The sequence below is a fragment of the bacterium genome (assembly GCA_035530055.1).
Lineage (GTDB): Bacteria > UBA6262 > WVXT01 > WVXT01 > WVXT01 > WVXT01.
Genome location: DATKVN010000056.1, coordinates 1 through 2,060, shown reverse-complemented (window position 1 = coordinate 2,060; position 2,060 = coordinate 1). Strand labels below are relative to the sequence as shown.

Genomic DNA, 2,060 nt, shown 5'->3' with positions numbered 1-2,060 from the left:
CGCAGGTTGACTCTGGAAGATGAGACAGTGATGGAAGAATTGAAGGGGCCTGGTTTAGGGTTGGCAATCTCTAAAGGTATAGTGGAGGCACAGGGTGGGAAGATATGGGTGGAAAGTGAATTGGGGAAAGGTAGCAAGTTCGTCTTCACTCTGCCCAAGGCATAAGTAAATTGTTCGCTTGAAAGTTTAGAAGATGTCATTGCGAGGCGAAGCCGTGGCAATCTCGAGATTGCTTCGGTCGCTTCGTTTCCTCGCAACGACTCTCGAGGGTGCAAAAATAAAGGGGTCGCTGTCCCGATGAATCCAGAGGGGAGAAACCCCTATGGAAGTGTTCCCGAAGGGGAACACTTGTCCTCGTTTTTTGGCTAAAATTCCAAGTGCTCTTCACAAACTATCTTCTAAATAGCGTAGCTAAAGAGTGAAACTCTGCTTTAGAGAGAGGGAACTTTTATGGCTAAAAGGAAAATCTTAGTTGTTGATGATGAAAAGTATGTAGTGGAACTGATCAGGGATATCCTGGAATCAGGAGGATATAAGGTTATTCCTGCTTACAACGCTAAGGAGGCACTAGAAAAAGTCTATACCGAATCTCCCGATTTGATTCTCCTGGACATTTTGATGCCCAAGGTAGACGGATATCAGGTTTGCCGGGAGATAAGAGGAGATCTCCTCCTGTCCAATATTCCCATCATTATGTTAACAGTTAAAGGAGGAGAGAAAGATGAAATTAAAGGGTTGGGCATCGGTGCTGATGACTATATAGTAAAGCCTTTCCGGCCGGGTGTTCTCTTAGCCAGGGTGAAGATGGTGCTCAAACGCACACTGCGAGGCTTGGAAGCAAACCCGCTCACTCGTCTTCCTGGCAATACCGCAATCATTGAGGATATCGAAGAGCGTATCGACGGCGACAGACTTTTCGCAGTGCTCTATTTCGACCTTGACAATTTTAAGGCTTTTAACGACAGGTATAGCTTCGAACTCGGGGATAAAGTAATCCAGCAGACAGCCAGGATAATTATCGAATATATAAAAGAGATGGGCAATCCTGAAGATTTTATCGGGCATATTGGCGGAGACGACTTCATCGCCATTACTACGCCGGATAAAATCGATTTAATCTGTTCTGCGATTATTAAATCGTTTGATAAAAAGATTCTTAAATTCTATTCATCAAAAGACCGAATCAAGGGATACATCACAGGGAAAGACAGACAGGGGAACACAAATAAGTTTCCCATAATGACCATAACCATTGGTGTAGTAACCAATACGAGAAGGAAATTTAGCCATAAAGGACAGATTGTAGCAGTAGGTGCTGAGTTAAAGAAGCATATAAAGTCTCTTGAGGGGAGCAATTACATAATAGACAGGAGAATAAAATAGAAATCACCATAATGAGATAGGAGGAGTGGTTGTGGCAAAACAGAAGATTTTAGTGGTCGATGATGAACCAGACCTTGTGGAACTGGTCAAAGATGTATTAGAACGGAATAATTACTTTGTCATTTCGGCACGCAATGCTGATCTTGCTATCAAGAAGGTCAAAGAATCTAATCCCGACCTCATAATTTTAGATTTGAATCTCCCGGGTATCGGAGGTATAGAGGTTTGTCGTATTTTGAAGCGAGATAAAAAAACGAGTTCTATTCCCATTATCATGTTGACTGTAAAATCGACTGAGACTGACAAGATTGCTGGGTTGGAAGCAGGAGCTGACGACTATATGACCAAGCCTTTCAGTACAGCTGAACTGGTGGCCAGAACGAGGGCTGTTCTAAGAAGGATTCTCTATGCAGGCGAGCCCGGAGAGGTTCTGGTGTCTGGAGAGATTAGGCTCGATTCAACTGAACATATGGTATATGTAATGGATAAAAAAATCGACCTTACACCAAAAGAGTTTAATCTGCTTTATCTGTTAATGAAAAAAAAGGGCAAAGTGCTCAGCAGAACTTTTCTCATTGAAAATATCTGGGGATACGAATATCTCGGTGGCACAAGAACTGTGGATGTCCACGTGCGCCATTTGAGGGAGAAGCTGGGGGAAGAGGGGAAGAAGGTAG

The 2,060-nt window shown here is 43.3% G+C and carries 3 protein-coding genes; all 3 read left to right on the top strand.

From position 1 onward, the window contains the following. Window positions 1–165 (top strand): ATP-binding protein (locus VMW39_04870; protein HUW23342.1); only part of this gene is annotated, 165 nt, incomplete at its 5' end. 285 nt (window positions 166–450) lie between these two features. Further along, entirely contained in the window at window positions 451–1,383 is a 933-nt protein-coding gene (locus tag VMW39_04865) for a response regulator (GenBank protein ID HUW23341.1), read from the top strand. Window positions 1,384–1,414: 31 nt separating this feature from the next. Then, the coding region (locus tag VMW39_04860; GenBank protein HUW23340.1) for a response regulator at window positions 1,415–2,060 on the top strand (646 nt) is incomplete at its 3' end.